Annotated in this window: 14 protein-coding genes and 1 pseudogene; all 15 read right to left on the bottom strand. The window is 51.0% G+C overall.

Annotated features, from left to right (window positions below; all coding sequences use genetic code 11):
- Position 1: 1 nt before the first annotated feature.
- Positions 2-259, bottom strand: a complete 258-nt coding sequence (locus tag M0R47_RS09505; RefSeq protein ID WP_292553624.1) for a hypothetical protein — start codon at positions 257-259, stop codon at positions 2-4.
- Positions 260-577: 318 nt separating this feature from the next.
- A pseudogene (locus M0R47_RS09500) lies at positions 578-997 on the bottom strand (PepSY-associated TM helix domain-containing protein); the annotation flags it as partial.
- Positions 998-1,526: 529 nt separating this feature from the next.
- Positions 1,527-1,853: a hypothetical protein gene (locus M0R47_RS09495; protein WP_292553621.1), complete on the bottom strand. Its 327-nt coding sequence runs from the start codon at positions 1,851-1,853 to the stop codon at positions 1,527-1,529.
- A 53-nt stretch (positions 1,854-1,906) separates the two neighbouring features.
- Positions 1,907-2,782 carry a DJ-1/PfpI family protein gene (locus tag M0R47_RS09490; RefSeq protein WP_292553618.1) on the bottom strand — a complete coding sequence of 292 codons (876 nt, stop codon included), beginning with the start codon at positions 2,780-2,782 and terminating at the stop codon, positions 1,907-1,909.
- Between the two features lie 10 nt (positions 2,783-2,792).
- Positions 2,793-5,162: a TonB-dependent receptor gene (locus tag M0R47_RS09485; RefSeq protein WP_292553614.1), complete on the bottom strand. Its 2,370-nt coding sequence runs from the start codon at positions 5,160-5,162 to the stop codon at positions 2,793-2,795.
- A 114-nt stretch (positions 5,163-5,276) separates the two neighbouring features.
- Positions 5,277-6,251 carry a FecR family protein gene (locus tag M0R47_RS09480; RefSeq protein WP_292553611.1) on the bottom strand — a complete coding sequence of 325 codons (975 nt, stop codon included), beginning with the start codon at positions 6,249-6,251 and terminating at the stop codon, positions 5,277-5,279.
- A 92-nt stretch (positions 6,252-6,343) separates the two neighbouring features.
- Positions 6,344-6,859, bottom strand: a complete 516-nt coding sequence (locus tag M0R47_RS09475; protein ID WP_292553608.1) for an RNA polymerase sigma factor — start codon at positions 6,857-6,859, stop codon at positions 6,344-6,346.
- 256 nt (positions 6,860-7,115) lie between these two features.
- Positions 7,116-8,384 (bottom strand): PepSY-associated TM helix domain-containing protein, encoded by a 1,269-nt coding sequence (locus tag M0R47_RS09470; RefSeq protein ID WP_292553605.1) that lies wholly within the window; start codon positions 8,382-8,384, stop codon positions 7,116-7,118.
- A gap of 124 nt (positions 8,385-8,508) precedes the next feature.
- The gene (locus M0R47_RS09465) at positions 8,509-10,992 is read right to left on the bottom strand and encodes a TonB-dependent receptor (RefSeq protein WP_292553603.1); all 2,484 of its coding nucleotides are present in this window, start codon (positions 10,990-10,992) and stop codon (positions 8,509-8,511) included.
- A 245-nt stretch (positions 10,993-11,237) separates the two neighbouring features.
- Positions 11,238-12,224 (bottom strand): FecR family protein, encoded by a 987-nt coding sequence (locus M0R47_RS09460; RefSeq protein ID WP_292553600.1) that lies wholly within the window; start codon positions 12,222-12,224, stop codon positions 11,238-11,240.
- 114 nt (positions 12,225-12,338) lie between these two features.
- The gene (locus M0R47_RS09455) at positions 12,339-12,899 is read right to left on the bottom strand and encodes an RNA polymerase sigma factor (RefSeq protein ID WP_292553597.1); all 561 of its coding nucleotides are present in this window, start codon (positions 12,897-12,899) and stop codon (positions 12,339-12,341) included.
- 274 nt (positions 12,900-13,173) lie between these two features.
- The gene (locus M0R47_RS09450; RefSeq protein WP_292553594.1) at positions 13,174-13,830 is read right to left on the bottom strand and encodes a PepSY-associated TM helix domain-containing protein; all 657 of its coding nucleotides are present in this window, start codon (positions 13,828-13,830) and stop codon (positions 13,174-13,176) included.
- Between the two features lie 23 nt (positions 13,831-13,853).
- Positions 13,854-15,314 (bottom strand): DUF3526 domain-containing protein, encoded by a 1,461-nt coding sequence (locus M0R47_RS09445; RefSeq protein WP_292553591.1) that lies wholly within the window; start codon positions 15,312-15,314, stop codon positions 13,854-13,856.
- 262 nt (positions 15,315-15,576) lie between these two features.
- A complete protein-coding gene (locus tag M0R47_RS09440) occupies positions 15,577-17,013 on the bottom strand; it encodes a DUF3526 domain-containing protein (protein WP_292553588.1) in 1,437 nt (478 codons plus the stop codon).
- Positions 17,010-17,732, bottom strand: a complete 723-nt coding sequence (locus M0R47_RS09435) for an ABC transporter ATP-binding protein (RefSeq protein ID WP_292553586.1) — start codon at positions 17,730-17,732, stop codon at positions 17,010-17,012. The genes M0R47_RS09440 and M0R47_RS09435 overlap by 4 nt, the downstream gene beginning before the upstream one ends.
- Between the last annotated feature and the right edge of the window lie 81 nt (positions 17,733-17,813).

The following is a 17,813-nucleotide window of genomic DNA, read 5'->3' as shown; positions in this document are numbered from 1 at the left end:
GTCAAAGCACCTGTTCGGGCGTACGGCTTAGCAAGGCCATTACCCGTTCAAGTTTTTCATCGACTTTAGTTACATAATCTTTGAGCTGAGCCAGTTCACCCCGAAGATCATGGGCATTTTCATGGACATGCTGAAAATGCACCTGAAAATATCGGGGCTGAGGAAACAAATCAATCAAGTCATCCTCCGCCTTTATAGAATGGCGCATTTTAGGGTAATGTTCGCTCTTGGATTTTTGTACCAACTTTGAAGTTTCCATATTTGGGTCCTCATCTCGTTAATTTATTTCTGCATCAGTCTTTAATCTTAAAGATGAAATAATCGCCTCAAATTATTGTTTACCTATAAACCGAGTGATTTGCATGCCTGCCTTCAATCATCAGCTCATAAAAAAACCATCCCTGGATTTAATCGCCTTGCATGACACTCAATGAGAAAGACAGAGAAACTCGTTCTTTGCAGAAGGTGACGTGACAATCACTTTGGGAGGAAAACAGCAAATTACGAGTTTCTACTATAAGACGTTTCAGCAGCAGGAAATCCTCACCTGAAATATAAAAAATTATCAATATTCAGATCAGGCAATCGGCTGTTTATAAATCGAACGTTTTGAATATAGCTCCGGCTTTTTCCTGGGTTTTGATTTCTTCGCCCGGCGCTTTTGCTGCCAGCGTATTACACCGGTAATGAATAACACCGGACAAGCCAGGCCGGACAAAAACACTAAAACCCGCCCGGTCATGCCGAAAGCCTGTCCTGAGTGCAAAGGCCATTGCCACTGTGTAAATACCTCGCCCGCCGTGCCGATGGTTGGATCGTCCACGTCCAGTATTTTGCCGCTATAGCGATCCATCACCATGCAACGCCGCTGCAACAGGCTACCGGGCGCATCGACGCCATTCTGGCAGACCGTATAAGTTTTGGTTGGCGTGGAGGCGCCATAAATAAAATGCGGACGACCAGTCGGGTAGCGTTGCATGGCTATGGCAACAGCCTCATGGAACACTAAAATGCTACCAGTGATGCCATAGATAGACAGTAAAAGTCCCAAGCTTAAGCCCAGCCATATATGAACTCCCAGCCAGTTTTTACGCCGGGTTTTCAGGTGTGATAGTCGGAGGTTTGGTGATTGTTGTCCGGTTACCGAATTGGCATGATTTACATTGGATTTCATTGTTTATGTTGTCCATATTGAATGTCGATACCGAGTTGCTGAAAGCATGCAACCGTGCCGGACAGGGTAAATACCCAATGCTGTTGAATTAAGCGATTTATTTCGCATGAGAAATAAATCGCTGGAGTGCAAGCTTTGCTTGCATTGGCAGGCGGAGCCTGCACTCCAAACACCGAAGGCTTTCCTTTGACTTAACAGTAACTTCGTCCGGCCTGGAGAGGCCATTAACCCTATTTAGCGTTAAAACTCCACACGGATCGAACCCATGAAAGTACGCGGTGCACCCGGCTGCGCCAAAAAGCCTCCGAAAGCAGAAGTCTCATAAATAGTTTTGCCCAGTAGGTTATTGACACTAAGTTGCGTGGTAACAGACCAGATTGAAAATATCAACCACCGGCCTATAGGCTGCCGGCGCGGGATTGCCTGCAAAACCTTGGCTTTCGGCCTTTTCCCAAAAATAATCGAATCCCGCTAAAGCTTGGTGCTGTGTGCCCAATACATTGAATTTACCGGTGAGGTCTATGCTGGTCGCATAGGTGTCAGTAACGTCAATCGGTCTGGTAGTCACACTACGCGTGGTGGTGCGGTTATTTGCCGGGTTAACCGGTCCAGCAAAAAATGACGAGTTGTTGATCTGATAATCAAGATTGTAATAATGAAAGCGGTGTTTTAGGTGCATAAATTGGATCGGGCGCGCGGGGTAAATCACGACCCGCGCAGGAGATTGAACCATTAAATTGCCCGCCTAAAGTTCTCGACCAGAGGCGTCATGATGCCTTTGAGATTATCCCTGACGAATGGATCGGCCTTTTCGGGTGAACCCGAATCATAGGGCGGGGCAGGATCGTACTCCGCCTCAAGCTGAATCGTTTGGGCATACGTTTTTCCTCGCAATGCGGCCACAACCTGTAAGCCAAAATCAATGCCTGCGGTGACACCGCCGCCGGTGATCAATTTGCCGTCCCAGACCACCCGCTGTTTGACGGGTATCGCGCCAAATTTCGGTAATAGTTCCAACGTCGTCCAATGCGAAGTCGCTTTTTTCCCTTTCAATAAACCGGCTTTACCCAACAGCAAGCTGCCGGTGCAAACGCTGGCCACGTAGTTGGAAACAGCCGCCTTGCTGGCAATGAAATCGATCAATTGAGCGTTTTTCATTGCCTCCACCGTGCCATTGGCACCGCCGGGTACAAAGAAAATATCCAGGGCTTCGGGACATTCGCTTAGGGTATGGGTCGGCACAATCGCCAAGCCCTCGCCACTGGTCACCGGCTTTAGGTCATTGGCGGGAGATATCAAGTAAATCTTCGCCCCCATCATTGCGGCAAACAGGTATTGAGGGCCAACCAGATCCAATGCCGCAAAGCCAGGGTATAAGAGCATGGCGATATGTTCCTCGCCGTGCATCTTAAAATCGTCCCTAAGGCCCATAAGTTTTTCATGGGCATTACGGGATATTTTTTCCGCCTCGGCTTTACTTAAATGCGCGGATGCTGTCGTCTGTCTGGCATTCGGTGCCTGGGTTTTGGCAAGCGATGAACAGCCCGAAAGGAAGGGCGCAAGGCCGCCGCCCAATAGCGCTAGTTTAGTAAATTGACGACGTTCCATACCACGCTCCTTAAAACTTGACAGATGCAGTGACATAGGCGGATGTGCCTTCTGAAGGTATCACGCGCCCGCCAAAATAGTTGTAGGCTTGAAAATAATCCTCATCGGTCAGGTTTTTTACTGTCGCCATGAGTTTGAACTGCTGGCGCTCATAACCGATGCTGGCATCGAAGCTATGGTAGCCGTCGCTTTTGAACTGATTATTGTTGGACAGATAAGTTTGCCCTTGCGCATAGAGTCCGCCGCCAATACTGAATCCTCTGAGCATCGGTTGCTGAAAGCGGTAGTTTGCCCACAGCCTGCCGGAGTCGGCAGGCACAGTAGCCAGCTTGTTGCCTTCAGGAACGCCGGCCAAATTGTCGGTAAACTTGGCATCGGTATGCGCGTAGTTGGCAAGAATGCTCAGCCCATCGGTGGCTTGCCAGGTCAGGTCGGTTTCAACGCCGCGCGAACGCTGCTGGCCTTCGGCTTTTGAGCGACGGCGCAGGTCGGTGTTATCGGTGACCGCGACATGGCTGCGTTCGATTTCATAAACCGCAATCTGTCCGGTGAGTTGGTGGGCAACATTGAATTTAAGCCCGCCTTCAAGCGTTGTCGATTCCTCCGGTTGAGGGGCGCCGACAAAGTTGACGAAAGGCTGGCCGCGCATGCCTTCGCTGTAGTTGATAAACAAGGAATATTCATCCGTCAGGTCGAAAACGCCGCCTGCGCGTGGCAAAAACCTAGTTTTATCGCCGCTGGCGTCTATGTTCTGCGTCGTATTTTGGTAATCGATGCCGACATGGCCGACTCTGAGACTGGTTAATAAATGCAGCCGATCATAAAGCGTGCTTTGCAGTTGGGTGTAGCCGCCGTAAGTGGTGTTGGTCACAAACTGGTTATCGATGCCGGGGCCTGCCGGGCCGTAAGCCGCAGGAAACGAAGGCCTGCTTAAGTCAACAGTGCCTGCACCAAAACCGAACCGGCCCATATCGACATCCATAAAGCCTTTATCATCGACTTCGCTATGGTCCGCGCCAATCAGTACGGTATTTTTAGTGGGACCGACATCAAACTTGGCCGTGACGTTGCCTAAAAAGCTCAGTTCCTCTTGCTTTTGAAACAGCTCGGCATTGACCAGGGCCCACGTGTTAGCAAAAAACGGCCGGTCGGCAATAAATCCGTCCGCTCCGGCCAAGGATTGAACTTTCTCGTCGAATTCCGATTGGGCATGGCGAGCCTTTAGATTGAGTGACCACATATCGTTGAACTTGTGGTCCAACGTGCCCCAAACGCCGCTAAATTCGCTAGAGCTGTCAGGGATGTCGGAAGGGCCTACAAAGGTATGCCGGGGCGTCTGAAGCTGGCCCGCTACCGTACCCGTGGCCGGCAAGCCTTGGTATTCAGGCTGCTCCCACCTGGACACCTTGCCTTGCACGGTGAACGTGGTCGTATCGTTGTTGGTAAACGTTATGGTCGGATTGAGGTTGTAGCGTTGCGTTTTCACGACATCCAGGTAACTGCCCGCGTCGGTATATTCGCCGGTAAAGCGGGTCAAAATATTTTTGGTCAGCGGCTGGTTAATATCGAGATAAGGCTGGTAATAATTATTAGTGCCGATTTTAAAGCCCAACTCGCGGGATGCCTCGGCCTGGGGCAGCTTGGAAACGATATTGACCAAGCCGCCGACCGGCGAGCCGGCGCCGCCGCTGTAAAGTATCCCGTTGGTGCCTTTCAGGACTTCGATTCGCTCAATATTAACTGTGCTTTCCCGATCGCCCGGATTGTAATATTGGGTAAAACCGTCAATCACTTGTTCGGCTGCAAAGCCTCGGATGAGGGTAAAATCCTTGGCCGGCGTGAAGGCAGGATTATTGGGCACCACGCCGCTGACATTGCGCAGGCTTTCACTGACGGTGATGTTTTGCTGGTCGTCCATCAATGACCGCTTGATCACTTGAATGGATTGCGGCGTTTGCATAATCGGCGTGTCGGTCTTGGTGGCGGTGCTGGTGTTGGTGGCTCGGTAAGACGCTGGATCATCGTCTACTTTTCCGGTAACAGTCATCGGCTTTAAGGTAACGGGGCCTGTACTTTGCGGTGCCGGTTTAACCGTCACCGTGCCGTTTTCGGCGACGCTGTGGACAAGGCCGCTGCCTGCAAGCAATTTATCCGCCGCTTCGGCGGTCGTATAGTCGCCGCTCAAGCGCCGACTTTTTTTGCCCGCCGCCGTCTGTTCCGCATAAAGCATCGGTGCGCCGGATTGCGCGGCGAGCGTTTGCAGTGCTGAGCTCAGCGCTTGCGCGGGGATGTCGAAGTGATGTTTTTGTTCGTCTGCGTAAGCGGCGCTCGCCATGGTTGCCAAAATAGCCGCGGTAAGCCGTGTGATCTTTAATGTCATTTATTCGTTTCTCCCTTATTAAATTGTGTTGATAAGGGATAGACGCATGACTTTAAAAAAATCGTCAGGAATTTGAAGTTATTTTTTCGGTTCAGTCTAAAAACGACAGTCCGACTATTTGTGAACGGAGGCCGCCGATTTCAGCACGATTTCATGTTCGCCGACATGATCGATGTTAACCGGCAGGATAGTGGCGATGGCGTCGAGCGTGTTGTCGAGTTCGGCGGTGTGAAATGTGCCGCTAACCCGCAGTCTACGCAAGGTTTCATTCTGCAAATGGATGCGGGTATCGTGGTAACGGCCTACTTCGGCGAGTACCTCGTCTAGGGGACGGTCTCGGAATACGAGCTTGCCTTGCCGCCAGGCGGTGAGTCCGGCGATATCTTGACCTTGCAGCGTCTGGAATTCGCCGCTGCCGTTAAAGGCCAGTTGCTGTCCGGCTGTCAGTTCCCGCTTTCCGGCGGCTTGCACTGAGACGATGCCTTCCTGCACGGCAACGATGACTTGTTCGGGTTTGATGTAGACCTCAAACGCGGTGCCGATGTCGCGGATGCGTCCGTTACCTGCGCGTACCTCAAACGGGCGTTCGGCATCGTGAGTTACGGTAAAAAAAGCTTCGCCTTTTATCATTTCGACGTTGCGCCGCCAATGATTGAAATGAACCCGCACCTCGCTTTCGGTATTGAGTTCAATACTGGAACCGTCGGCCAGGGTGATGGCTTGATGGTTGCCTTTTTCGGCAATATAGGTATGCGGGATTCCCAGCCAGCCGTTCGGCATAAAGGCGGTTAAGCCCAAAGCCAGCAACAGCGAGGCGGCGGCGCTGTATTTAAGCATGCGGCGGGGCGATTTTTTGCGGTAGTGCAATGCGGCATCCCGTGCGGGAAAACTCATGCTTTTAAATTGATCCATCCATTGCCATTGCGATTGCGCCGTTTCATAGGCCTGGCGGTGGCTTGCGCTTTCTTCCAGCCAAGTATTGAAAGCGTGGCGCTCTGCCTCAGTGCAGTTTTCCGAACGGATGCGCAGCAGCCAGTCAATAGCTTGTGCATGCGCTGATTCGGAAGAGGGTGGGAGGATGGTTTTCACGCTGGTTTATAGCCTTATCGGTTCTGGTTAAGTCTGTTCATTTTATCGCAATCATACTATAGACGTTCGGCAGCTCAATTATCGTCATAACTTTAGGCTTGCATAGCGTTGAGACGCAGACCGATATGGTGCATGGCCTGTTTTACATAGCGCTCGGAGGTACTCACGGAAATACCAAGGCGTACTGCGATTTCGGCATGCGGACAGCCCTCGATGCGGAACAGAACAAAGGCATGCCGGTGCAGCTCCGGCAACTCGTCCAGCCATTCGCTGAACCGCTCAAGTGCTTGCTGTGCTTCCGAATGGCGGTCGGGAGATACATGATCGCTCGCCAAATTCTCAAGGTCCGCGTCCGGTTCAATATATCGCTCGCGGGTTTTTCGGCGACGATGGCGATCCACGGCCATATTGGATGCGGTCGTGAACAGAAAGGCTCGCGGATTAAGGATGGTTTCCGGGTTGGGGACTTGCGACAGGCGTAAAAACGATTCCTGCATGATATCGTCAACATCCGGCTCTCTGGGCCAGCGTCCGCGAATAAAGGCGCTGACTTCGTGGGCATGTTTCAGGAACAGGTCATGCAGGAAGCTGTGATTGGGTTCGGTCATCGGTTATGCAAGACAGAATTAAACAGTGGTGCCAGAGCACTAAGCAATATCCATGCCTGTTAAAATCGTTATAAATATCAGTTGCTTGATAATTTCAGAGAAAAGGCTTGTGTCAAATGCCGCAGTTGAATAGGGGATATGACACAAGCTTTTTGTATTTATGCCCACAGCAGTCGAAAAGAATCATTCCTGAGATTGTCCGGCTGGTTTATGCATATTTTTTTGCAGGAGAGCTTCGGATTCCAATAACAATTGTTCAGTGAAAATTGTGGCTCCTCGATAATTTCTTTGCCTTGCGTTTTTGAAGCCATCGGATCACCCCGGTCACATACAAAACAGGGCAAGCTAGGCCGGAAAGAAACACTAAAATCCTTCCGGTCCAGCCGAAAGCCTTGCCGCTGTGCAACGGCCATTGCCAGTCCAGAAAAATGTCGCCGCCGCTGCCGGTGCCTCTGTCGTAAACTCTGAGTATCTCGCCGCTATATTGGTCGACGGCGAAATCGCGATAACCGGTAAAGCGGCTTATTTCGGTTACCTCGTTCTTCATTACCGTGTAAACATCTGTCGGGTTTTTCGGCGCATTGAGCATCCACAACCGACCGGCTGGATAGCGTTCCTGCACAATGGCCTCCACTGCCGAGACATTAATCGGCTGTTGTCCCGCTTGCGGTACACGGCTGTGAATTTCCGCCGGAACCGTGCTAAAGGCATTGGGCCTGTTGGTTGACGAGAACAATCTGACCAGCACATTCACCTGATCCGGCAGATTAAAATAAATACCGGAAAACAACACTGGCAGCAGCACGATGGTCAAATAAAAGCCGATGGTTTTATGCAGATCGAAGTTAAAGCGCACGGTGCTGGCATTGCGCTTGAAGGTTAAAGCCTGTTTGAATTTGCCGGTCAGCGGCCACCAGACAATCAGGCCGGTCAATACCGAAATAATCGATAACACCGCTAAAATGCCATTGAGAATGCCGCCGGCTTGTTTGCCCAATAACAAGCACCAGTGCAGTTGCATGATAAAACTGACTAAAGGCCGTCCCCAGTAGCGATCCTTGGGATGCCAGAGCTGCACGCCTTTGACCTGGACGGTATAAGGATCGACGAAAATATAATAGCCGTCGCCGTTATTCGCTCGGTTTTCATCCCTGACAAAATACAGCATCTTGTAGGCTACATCGGGCTTGCGGGGGTAATAGATCTTGAAAAAGCGGCTGCCTTGCGGCTTGGCCTTTTCTGCCGCCGCAACAATGTCATCCGAGCTCTGCAACCTTTCCCGGTTTTCCGGCAGTATCGAAACCATAGCCAGCTCAGGATTTAACACTTCCTGCATTTCCTGATAAAACACCAGCATGCCCCCGGTCAAACCGACTACAGCAAAGATCGCGCCGACGATCAGGCCGAGATATAAATGCACATCCAGCCACAATTTACGCCGAGCTTTGAGTTTGACCAGATGGGTATCGGTTTTCGCTACCGTCATCGGGTTATGCACTGGAAAATCATCAAGAGATTGCTGCATGTTTTTTAGACCTCGTTAAGGCGTGATTGGCAATGTAGCCATGCGGTGCATTAAGAATAAAAGTATTGGGAATTGGTGACACAATCCCTGATATTCCATTATTGCCTCCTATATAGCTAACCGGTTAAAACTCGACCTTTACCGATCCCATCAGAGTTCTTGGCGCACCCCAGGTAGTTCGGGTTTGAAGAGTGGCGGAGTTGGATTGGATAAAACCATCGTGGATATATTCCTTATCCAACAGGTTGGTGACATTCAATTGGAGTGTTACCCTGGATTTAGCGACATTCCGCGTATAGCTCCCCAACAGATTAACCACGCCATACCCGGCAAAATCGAATTGCTGCCGATCGAAAGTTGCTTTTCTTGAACTATATAAGTCCACGCCGGCACCCACTTTGAAGCCACGCAGGTAATCTTGCTGAAAATCGTAAGTTGTCCATAAAGTGGATGTATTTTTAGGAATGCCCCTGAGTGGGCTACCCACAGGTATGTTATTGGGGTTATTTTCTTTGAGTACCTCGGTTTCGGTATAGGCATAGGTGGCTATAGTGTTCCACCCCGGTAAAATTTCGCCTCTGATGTCCACTTCTACGCCGCGGCTTTGCGCCTCGCCGGTTGCAATGCTGAAGGTTGGATTAGCAGGATCGATCGTGGGAATGTTTTGCTTGGTCAAGTTGAAGTAAGCAATGGTGGTGCTTAAGCGGTCATCGAAGAATGCGGTTTTAAATCCCCCTTCCCATTGTTGCGCGGTTTGCGGCGGTAAAAATGTACCGCCTTGTCCCTGACCGTTGGTGGTGCCGAAATTCTCCACATAGTTGCCGTATAGGCTCAGCCATTTGATGGGTTGCCAAAGCACGCCCGCTTGTGGCGTTACCGCATCGGCTTTTTGTCCTACCTGCTTGGTAAGAACATTGTATTGCTCGACATCCTGGTAACGGAAGCCGCCCATCACATGGACGTTGTAAGGCAACTTGATTTGATCCTGTAGATAGATGCCGTACAAATCCGTGGTCGTATGAAACGATTGGCTGGCGCGCGTCGTTGGATTGACCGGCGGAAGGCCTCTGTGGATAGGGTTATAAATGTCAATGGTGCTTGGCACGGTGCTGCTATAGCCGACGGAATTTTCATCCTGGAGGTAATAATCGCCTCCGACTAACAACGTATGTTTAAGCCCCCAAGTATCGAAATGGCCGGTCAAATTGGTTGTGGTGAAATAACTGTCGTTGGTATAAAAGTCGCTTGTGAGCAATTGCCTGTTCAGTGTGCGTTGATCGGCGTTTAAAGCTCCGGAATTCATCGCTGTCCGGGTCCTATCCAATAGGTTGATGCCGAGTTGCTCGGACAATACCCAGTCATCATTGAATTTATGGTTCACATTAAGACCGATGAATTCATTATCAAGAGGATTTTTATTGTCGGGCTCTATCAAATTCCGTTCACGGGGAATTTTCGCTAAGCGCGGATTAATCCAGGTGCCATTTGCTGTTCTTCCATCAATGATTAAAGCGCCTGCCCCCGGATCGTAACTATTATTTTCGTGGCGGTATTCCATTTCCAGTATTGCTTGCGTCTGCGGACTGATGTTCCATTGCAGGACCGGCGCGACAAATACTTTTTCGGAATCGACAAACTCGCGAAACGAACCGCTGTTTTCGTAAGAAACATTCATCCGATACAGCAAGTCCTTATTACTGGTCAAAGGCCCTGTCGCATCGATACTGGTGCGATAGAAATCAAATGATCCGGCTTGCTGTTGCAGCGAATAATACTCAGTCTCCAATGGCTTTTTAGTGACGATATTAACCATGCCTCCGGGTTCGACCCGTCCATACAGCATCGCCGCCGGCCCTTTGAGCACTTCCAGGCTTTGCACGTTCGCCATGGCGCGCGTTCCGTCTGCGCCTCCGTTAGTGTCGATGCGCATGCCGTTACGAAAGTAGTTGAAGTTAAAAAAACCGCGTATGGTAACTTGATCGGAAATTCCGCCTGCGCCTTGACCGGTAGTGACCCCGCTGACCAATTTCACCGCCTGATCAAGTTTGGTAGATTGTTGATCATCAAGCACTGCTTTCGGAAGCACCTGAATATTTAGCGGCGTTTCCATGATCGGCGTGTCGGTTTTGGTCGCAAAGCTGGAATTGGGGGCCGCATAATGCTTGTCATACGGATCGTTAGCGTCGTACTGGCTTTTTCCGGTTACCGTCATCGCTTGCAACGTGATCGGGGGCGACTGGTTTTGGCTGGTCGGCACTTCTATGGTGATGGTTTTGTCATTAGTGTAGCGAGACTTAAGCCCGCTGCCGCGCAACAGTTTTTCCAGAGCTTGCTCCGGCGTGTAAGCGCCGTTAAGTGCCGGAGCTTGCAGTTTATCGGCCACATCGCCTTCATACAGTACTTGCAGCCGGGTCTCGGCGGAAAAACGTGTCAATGCGCTCGACAGGGATTGCGCCGGGATGTTGAATTGTATAGTTTTAGGGGAGGCTGCATCAGCGGCATAGGTGTTTGGTCCAGCCGCAAACAGTATCACAGGCATCAGCAGTCCGGCTGTTTTGATTAAATTTTGTCCGCGATATTTACAAACCTGGTGCGTTGGTCGTGTCATTTGGGTAAATCCTCTTTAGGTCATAAAAGTATTAACTTCATGACTTACGACGAAGCTAGATCGATTTACCCTTAGTCGAGGAAGAAAAATTGTATCGCTTGCTTTGTATTTAAACGTTTACTTGCGCTTCAGGAGTTATGTTAGGGCGGTGGTTAAGACCTTCCAGGTTTTAAAAACCTGGAAGGTCTTTGTCGCGGTACTTGCTTAAGCTGTTCTAATCGGCGTGAGTAGGCCTGTTCGGTTAATTAATAAAGCAAAACCAGTTGATTCGACAAGCTCACCGAGCTGACTTTCAGGGTGGTTTTGATGCCGTCAACCACTGCGGCTGGATCTGCGGTATCAAACACGCCGCTAACGATCCTTTCTTTCAGCTTAGAGTTTAGAATCACAATTTGTCCGCTCCGGTAGCGGTTCACTTCCTGAATCACCCGAGATAGCGGCTGCCGTTTAAAAATCAGTTGTCCGCGCTGCCAGGCCAGCGTTTCCATAAGGTCTGAGGTTATCACCGGCCCGATGCGGCCCTGCTGATAGTCCACTTGCTGGTTGATATGGACCAGGGCGGTAGAGTCGGCTTTGCCTGCCGATACTTCCACCGTGCCTTCGCTGACGACCACCCGCATGTCGTCAGCGGTCTTTTTAACACTGAAAGCAGTGCCGACCGCACGGGCATTGGCTGTGCCGTTGCTGACTACGAACGGGCGATTTTTATCCGGGGATACCTGGAAATAAGCTTCGCCGAGCAGCAGTTCGATGTTCCGTTGCTTGTCGGCAAGGTGCACGGCGATGGCGGTGTCGGTATTTAACGTCAGCCGCGATCCGTCGCTGAGCGCAACGGTTAACTGTTTGCCGGGTGCCGTATGGTAATCGCTGCGCCAATTTTGGTAGTGTGCCGGCAGTTGATAGGACAGCAACGCAATCAAAGCCAGCGCAGACGTTGCCATAAATCGCCGGGCGTAAGGCGGTTGCTTGCCGCGCAGGGGCGGGCGGGCGGCTGGGGCTGAGGATTGTTCGGCTTCGAGCCTGGCATGAACCCGTTTGCCGGGTGCTTCAAGCATTTCCCAAAGCAGCGCCATCTTGTCATAGGCTTGGGCATGTTGCGGGCTTTCCCGGTACCAGTTTTTGAACTGTTCCTGTTCCCCGGCACTCACGTCATCCGCATGCAGGCGCGCAAACCATGCGGTAGCCTGGTCTGAGACGGATTGTGCATTTGATGAAGGCTGGGTGCTGGACATGATGGGTATATTACTACAGAGAGAATAGTCCTGTTATGGGTAGCTTAATTAATAAGACGTCTGACAGTCTCGATACCCTTACAGGACGAAAATATATTTTGCTTGATGAGGAACTTAGTCAAACTGTTTCCGAATCTGCTCCAATGCCTTGCGCATATGGCTTTCCACGGTGCGGGGAGAGATACCCAGCTCGTTGCTGATCTCGGTATAGCTTTTGTTCTCCACGCGACTCATCAGGAAAACCTCCCGACATTTCGGCGGCAAGTCATAAATAACCCGTTCAAGAAACTCCAGTTGCTGGTGGTCGGACACTATTGCATCCGGCTCAGGTTGATGGCAGGTAAAGTCTTCCGTAACCGGTCCGGCATCGCGTTTATTCAGCCGCGTCTGGCTGCGAAGATAATCAAGGGCAAGGTTATTGGCGATACGGAACAGGTAAGCGCGTATATTTTCGATATTGCCGGGGTCGGGGTGATGGGCGATACGTAAATAAGTTTCCTGTGTTAAATCGGCAGCTGTTTCGGCGCATTGCACTTTAAACGTCAAAAACTGCATCAAGTCTTTTTGATGCAAAAGGAAATGCGCAGACAATCCAGGTTCTGGCGACAGATTCATCAATGAAATAATTCCCTCTATGGCAGTATTAGCCTGAAGAATCAGGTAAACGATTGCCATAAAAGTCAGCAAATATAATGCCAAATAGGCTAATTATAGCTGCTAAGGCTCCTGAGCCTTGATATTAGGCTTACTGGCTGATGCGGTGATTGCTCGGAAACGGTCCGGCAAATCATCTTAATCCTAAAAAGTAGGTCATATGCCACATATTTGTAGTGATATGACCTAATGGGCTGACGCCGGAAAGGCGGAACACAGGCTGGTGCTGCAAACGCAGGGAAAATAGCCGTTTCCGGTTATGCTTTTTGTCGCCGCCAGCTCAACGCAGAAAAAGTTACAGCGAGTTCAGCACAACAGACACTCCCAGTCCAAGCGAAACCAACCCCAAGCCAGCCATAAGCAGACGCGAGCCATGCAGCTTGGTCCACAATAACAAGCCGGTCAGGGAAAGAAATACCAAGCCGCCGGCCAGCGTATCGGCCAGCAGTATCCAGGCTGTGCCCATGCCGACTCCTTTATGCAAACGGGTGATGAAGGCGAAGATATTGGCATCCTGGCGTTTTACCGAAACAAAACTATTACCGACCCAGTATTCAGCGTTCACAGATTGCTGCGGACTATGAAAATCCACTCGCCATTGGCCGGGTTGTTGGAAAGTTTGACCGGCCCAGGTTACGGTTTTTGCCGGTTCAGTGATTACTTTACTGGGTTCCCGGCTGATGTTTAATTGTGTTTGCAACCATAAGGCCAAAGCTTCTGCATCCACAGGAAGCGGTGTAGGCAGAGGCAGTTCGATTTGCGACCGTTCCATTTTTGCAGCAGGAATTTTCATCACCATATGGTGGTTGAGTAAAATTCCGCTAACGCCGAATAACAAACCCAACGCCGCGCCCCACAGCCCGACCCAGGCGTGGACGCGGCGCAGCCATTTAAGCCATTGAATACGTTTGGGTTGTCGGATTACTGTCTCTGGATTTTGTGTTTGCGTCATTATTTATCTTTTTTTCTCATTGGTCATGCCGTAACCGGGTAATTCCGGATGCGGCGCAGGGTGAACATGAATAGCAAAGCAATTGGGATCATTAAGCCGAGCCATCCGCCAAACAATCTCAAGCCGGTTTCTGAAATCGCCTGCTCGACATAGCTAAAACGCGGAAAGTCTTGGTAATCAGCCAGTTTGAGAGGCACGTTATTAAGTGCTTTCGGCATAAAAAAATCCTGCCGCGTACGGCGAAAGGCATCGACTTGGCGAGATAAATGTCGATACCGGCTGTTGTCGGTGCCCGCTATCGCGTTTAATGCTTCCTGCATAACAATCGCCGGGGATAAAAAGCGCAGGATTTCGGCGATGCGTTGCCGCTTGGCTAATTGCCGGTCGTAGCCGGTCATGATTTGTGCTACTCGCTCGGACGCTGCAAGCTGTACCAATACACGCTTTCTGGAAGCGGCATAATCATCGTCTGCTGAACCCGGTTTGATCGTCATTTCGGGATGCTCTTGTTCAAAACGCGCAAGGGTTGCGTCGGATGACTTGCCAGCATCCGTTTGCGCGGCGCGAATCGCGCCTATCATCGCTACGCGGGAAGGAAGCGGGTACGCGACATTGATAGCGATGCTGATGAAGGTCGGTAATACCAGCAACAGCATAATCCACAGCCCGGTCAAAACCAGTGCGTTGTGTGAAGACGATTTAGCCTGCACATTGACCGCAACCGCCATGGCAAACCAGAACAGGATGTAAGTAAACAGCAGCCCTATCCACCAAGCCAAGCGCACCATGCTATCGCTAGCCGTCAAATCGGCGCCGGCGATAATCAATCCGATAACCGCCATTCCGGCCATCATTGAAAAGACAAAACCGGCACGAAAACAAAGTTTGCCGGCAATCAAAACCCACAGCGGCACCGGGTTTGTCATCGTGATAGCCAGCGTACCCTGCTCGCGCTCAGCCGAGAGCAGGTTATAGGAGAGCGCGATAATCAGGATCGGCAATAAAAAAACGACGACAAAGGCAAGATCGAAATTGCCGGCCAGTAAATTGCCGGGGTTTTCGATTTCTTCGTTTAACGCAAATATCTCTTTGTTCTCACCGGATACTTTTGTGTAAGGAGGATTGAGATCGCTTTGGCCTATAGCGGTCAAAGCAAGTGAGGTTGGCGGCAGAATGGCATAGGTCGCTGCAAGCTGGTTACCCACAGCATGAGCGCTTGCCGGGTTTTGGTAAGACTTGGGCGGTTTAAGGCTGCCTGCCTCGATCTTGACCAGGGTATCTTTCAGATCTTGCAGGCGTGCCGATTCTTCGGTTTGCGCGGCATGCACAGCTTGTTGCTGTTTGTTCATCCAGGCATGACCGTTGACAAACGCGTAGCCGATTGCCGCAAACAGAATAAATGCGACAAGAACGTCCAGTCTATCGGCGCGGAACAGCGAACGCTCGAAGTTAAATATCGCTTTCAAATACAGAGTCGTGTGCATAGTTGCTATTCCGTTATTAATCATTGCGTAAGTTCCCGCATGTATTGATAGTTGCAAAAGTTCTTGCATCTTTGGGTACCGTTTAGCTGTTCAAAGCAAGCTTTGAACTCCGACATGAGTCCTACCGGGAGTTCAAAGCTTGCTTTGAGCGGCACAACCGTGGTCCAACAAAAGAACGCGAGCCGTTACCGGCATTCCATAGTCGGCGAAGCCATTGCAGTGCGGGCCGCTGTAAATGCAAAAACTTTTGCAACTATTAATATTATGGCCGTAAGCGCCGCGCTGCCGTTACTGCAAACCCGATGGTCGTCAGCATCCACATTAATAAAATCCCCAGGTTTAAAGATTGTTCGGCGATAGCGGTTTCAGCTTCCGGTATTTGGTGCGCCAATGCCGGAATTTTTTCCCACAATTCGCGATTGGATACGTAGTTGTTATCGCCGTTTTTATGGTGCTGGATCAGGTCTTCGCTCATTGCTGTTTGAAGTTGCCGCCGGTACAGTTCGGCAGCGGTAGCAAACCGGTTTTGATGAAAAGTGTCGGTACCGGCCAAGCCCATGGAAAACGGCCGGAGTGCGGCTAGCGGAAAGGCAAACCCCGTGATAGCGCGGATACGTTCCTGGCGTGCGTAGGTATTCCAGAGCGCGCCGTAGTGCTCGTCGTAAATGCGGTAGCCGTTCTCATCGCCTTTGCGCAAAGAGAGCCCACGGAAGCTAATCGGCAAATCCTCAATACGGGCGACCTTGTATTGCTTAAGTACCTCATCGCGAAAAGCGACGAAAGCGGGATGCGTTTCATCGTGTCCAAAACTTGCTTTGCGTGCTTCATTGATGCCGTTCTGGAATTCTACCTTGGTTGGAGTGGGGCAGATCAGGCGGGCTAAATCGGTCATGGCCCGTGGTGCGATAAAACCGTTAACCACCCAAAACGCGAGCAGCATGATCAGCGCTTTCCGCGATGACGACGAAGCCGCCGATACGCCTAACGCCAAGGCAATAAATCCGGTTAAATAGATCGCATAGCCCAAGACGAGCCAAGCACCGCGCTTGTATAAATTCGCCATACCGGCATGCTGGTTCTCGGCGAAACCCAATGCCACAAAACCGAGCAATGCCATCGGCAACAGTAATGCGCCGATGGCTGTCGCAATCGCCAGGCTTTTGCCGGCCAGTAATTGCGAAGGCTTTACGCCGATGCTCAATAACTGCCGTAAGGTGCCGCTTTCGCGTTCGCCGGTGAACGCCGAAAAGGAGAGCAATACAATGACCAGCGGCACCAGTGTTTGCAATACAAACGTCATAGTCAGCTCGCCGAAGCGTTGCAATGAGGTCGCGTCGCGCGCCGGGCGAAAATTGAATTCGTTTTGTTTATGCGCTTCCATCCACACCGTGGAACCAACGAATCGGTCGATGCCCGGATCAACGAACGCCAGTGGACTCATCGGCTTGAAAGCGTATTGACCGAAATGCGCGGCCTGGTGGGGATTTTTATCGCCCTGATCCAGCCATTGCTGATAAGCCACGGCGCGAGCTTCGGCATGCTCCTTGTCAACGAGCTGCATCTGCTGCCAGCCCAGCAGCAGCGCAGTTAACATTAACACCAGGATGATGCCGCCGGCCCACCAAAATCGCGCATCGCGTAACTGCTCAAGCAACTCTTTGCGAGCAATGGTACTGATAACATTTGCGGCAGTGTTCATCCGGCTTCCTTGCTGTAGCCATAAGCAATGTCGAGATAAAGCCGCTCGAGATCGGCGTGGCCGAGATCGTCGGTTGCCATGGTCGAGACCAGGTTCCCGCGCTGCATGATGCCCACGCGGGTGCCGACTTGCTTGGCCAGGAACAGGTCATGGGTGGCCATCAGGATGGCTACGCCTTCAGCTTTAAGCCGGTCCAGCAGTTTGGAGAATTCGTTCGCGGCTTGCGGATCGAGACCGGAAGTCGGTTCGTCCAGCAGCAGCGCCTTCGCGTTTTTCGCAATCGCAATAGCAATTCCGACTTTCTGCCGCATGCCTTTCGAATAACCGGACACGCGTTTGAACGCCGCGTCTTCAACCAGTCCCGCTTGAGCAAGTAACTCGAGCAGTTCATGTTCGGGCCGCTTATGCCCCAGCGCCAGCGTGGTGAAAAACTTAAGATTCTCCAGCCCGGAAAGGCTAGGGTAGAGCATCACCGTTTCAGGAATATAAGCAATGTGGCGTTTCGCCTCAAGCGGTTCCTTGCTTACGTCGATACCGTTCACCTGCGCTTGCCCGCCGGTCGGCGATACGAAATTCAGGAACAAATTGATGGTTGTGGTTTTTCCGGCACCGTTCGCGCCCAAAAGGCAGAAAATCTCTCCGCTGTTCACCGTCAGGTTTAGTTTGTTCAGGGCAATGGCGCCGTTATAGGCTTTAGTGAGTTCAGTTGCTTGCAGCATTTCCAGTCTCTGTTTCAGTTTAAGTTAAAACTCAGGCCGCCATATCAATGGTTCGGGGTTTTAAAGTCGCGCCATTATAAG

This window comes from Methylobacter sp., assembly GCF_023227905.1.
In the GTDB taxonomy this organism is placed as follows: Bacteria; Pseudomonadota; Gammaproteobacteria; order Methylococcales; family Methylomonadaceae; genus Methylobacter_A.
Note: the sequence above shows the minus strand (reverse complement) of the source record. Positions and strands in the feature narration are given on the sequence as shown.

Excerpts from the sequence above, each read along its gene's own strand:
- M0R47_RS09505 (WP_292553624.1), bottom strand. The coding sequence starts at position 259 with ATGGAAACTTCAAAGTTGGTACAAAAATCCAAGAGCGAACATTACCCT.
- M0R47_RS09495 (WP_292553621.1), bottom strand. The coding sequence starts at position 1,853 with ATGCACCTAAAACACCGCTTTCATTATTACAATCTTGATTATCAGATC.
- M0R47_RS09490 (WP_292553618.1), bottom strand. The coding sequence starts at position 2,782 with ATGGAACGTCGTCAATTTACTAAACTAGCGCTATTGGGCGGCGGCCTT.
- M0R47_RS09485 (WP_292553614.1), bottom strand. The coding sequence starts at position 5,162 with ATGACATTAAAGATCACACGGCTTACCGCGGCTATTTTGGCAACCATG.
- M0R47_RS09475 (WP_292553608.1), bottom strand. The coding sequence starts at position 6,859 with ATGACCGAACCCAATCACAGCTTCCTGCATGACCTGTTCCTGAAACAT.
- M0R47_RS09470 (WP_292553605.1), bottom strand. The coding sequence starts at position 8,384 with ATGCAGCAATCTCTTGATGATTTTCCAGTGCATAACCCGATGACGGTA.
- M0R47_RS09465 (WP_292553603.1), bottom strand. The coding sequence starts at position 10,992 with ATGACACGACCAACGCACCAGGTTTGTAAATATCGCGGACAAAATTTA.
- M0R47_RS09460 (WP_292553600.1), bottom strand. The coding sequence starts at position 12,224 with ATGTCCAGCACCCAGCCTTCATCAAATGCACAATCCGTCTCAGACCAG.
- M0R47_RS09455 (WP_292553597.1), bottom strand. The coding sequence starts at position 12,899 with ATGGCAATCGTTTACCTGATTCTTCAGGCTAATACTGCCATAGAGGGA.
- M0R47_RS09450 (WP_292553594.1), bottom strand. The coding sequence starts at position 13,830 with ATGACGCAAACACAAAATCCAGAGACAGTAATCCGACAACCCAAACGT.
- M0R47_RS09445 (WP_292553591.1), bottom strand. The coding sequence starts at position 15,314 with ATGCACACGACTCTGTATTTGAAAGCGATATTTAACTTCGAGCGTTCG.
- M0R47_RS09440 (WP_292553588.1), bottom strand. The coding sequence starts at position 17,013 with ATGAACACTGCCGCAAATGTTATCAGTACCATTGCTCGCAAAGAGTTG.
- M0R47_RS09435 (WP_292553586.1), bottom strand. The coding sequence starts at position 17,732 with ATGCTGCAAGCAACTGAACTCACTAAAGCCTATAACGGCGCCATTGCC.